The organism is Myceligenerans indicum (genome assembly GCF_016742955.1).
Classification (GTDB): Bacteria; Actinomycetota; Actinomycetes; order Actinomycetales; family Cellulomonadaceae; genus Myceligenerans; species Myceligenerans indicum.
This window is the reverse complement of sequence record NZ_JABBYC010000122.1, coordinates 1-1462: the sequence shown is the minus strand read 5'-3', so window position 1 is coordinate 1462 and position 1462 is coordinate 1. Positions and strand designations below refer to the sequence as shown.

General features: G+C 65.9%; 1 protein-coding gene. It reads left to right on the top strand.

Annotation, left to right across the window (positions count from 1 at the left end; all coding sequences use genetic code 11):
• Positions 1-68 precede the first annotated feature (68 nt).
• Positions 69-1424, top strand: a complete 1356-nt coding sequence (locus HGK34_RS22175; RefSeq protein WP_201851585.1) for an IS256 family transposase — start codon at positions 69-71, stop codon at positions 1422-1424.
• Positions 1425-1462: the final 38 nt, after the last annotated feature.

Below are 1462 nucleotides of genomic sequence, written 5' to 3'. Positions count from 1 at the left end.
GGGCGTGTCAAATACCTCGTGTAAGGCTGTGGGCCTGATCGAGATGGAGTGTGCTGGACGAGATGACGATGGAAGATGTGGAGCTGACGGGTTCGGGGACGGATGCGACCTCGGCTCTGGCGGCCGAGCTGGTGGCTTCGGGTGCGATGGACGGCTTGTTCGAGCAGATCGATTCGGGGAAGCTGCAGCTGACCGGGGATGGCGGGTTCGTGCCGGCGATGATCAAGGCGGCCCTGGAGCGGGGTCTGCAGGCCGAGCTCACGGAGCACCTGGGTTATGCCAAGCACGACCCGGCCGGTCATGGGACCGGGAACTCCCGTAACGGCACGAGCAGCAAGACGCTGGCCACCGAGGTCGGTGAGGTGAAGATCGATGTCCCGCGGGACCGGGCGGGCACGTTCACGCCGATGCTGGTGCCGAAGGGCGCTCGGAGGCTGGGCGGGCTGGATGACATCATCATCAGCCTGTACGCGGGCGGGATGACGATCCGGGAGATCGAGCACCACCTGGCTTCCACGGTCGGTACGGAGCTGTCGCACGAGACGATCAGCAACATCGTGGACGAGATCGCCGATGAGGTCCTGGCCTGGCAGAACAGGCCGCTGGACGCGTTCTACCCCGTGATCTACCTCGATGCGCTCATGCTCAAGATCCGTGACGGCGCGCACGTGCGGAACAAGGCCGCGCACATCGCCGTCGGCGTGGACATCGACGGGATCAAGCACGTGCTGGGCATCTGGATCGAGAACACCGAGGGCGCCAAGTTCTGGGCCTCGGTGTGTGCTGACCTGGCCAACCGCGGGGTACGGGACGTGCTGATCGTGTGTACCGACGGGCTGCGGGGGTTCGCCGACGCGATCGAGGCGACCTGGCCCGACAGCCTCGTCCAGACCTGCGTGGTCCACCTGATCCGCGCGTCGATGCGGTTCGTGTCCTACGGCGACCGCAAGGCCGTCACGAAGGCCCTCAAGCCCGTCTACACCGCGCCGAACGAGGAAGCCGCCCTGGAGGCCCTGCTGGAGTTCGAGGACTCCCCGATGGGCCGCAAGTACCCCCACGCCGTAGCGACCTGGCGAGACGCGTGGGACCGGTTCACGCCGTTCCTCGCGTTCCCGCCCATGCTGCGCCGCGTGATCTACACGACGAACTCGATCGAGTCGCTCAACTACCAGCTGCGCAAGGTCACCAAGAACCGCGGCCACTTCCCGTCCGACGAAGCAGCCCGCAAGCTGCTCTGGCTCGCGATCTGCAACATCGAGGACAAACGCGCCCGCGCCCGTGAGAAGGAGAAGGGCCTGCCCGCGAGCAAGCGCAAGGCCTCAGGCCGCCTTGTCGAGGGCCAGGTCACCACGAACTGGAAGCAGGCCCTCGCCCAGCTCGCCGTGGCCTACCCCGAACGCATGAACCCCTACCTGACCTACTGAAAACCGCCCACCGTTTACACGACGTATTTGACAGGCTC

What these genes read in the sequence shown, in the direction of transcription:
- HGK34_RS22175 (WP_201851585.1), top strand. Translation starts at nt 69, where the DNA reads ATGGAAGATGTGGAGCTGACGGGTTCGGGGACGGATGCGACCTCGGCT.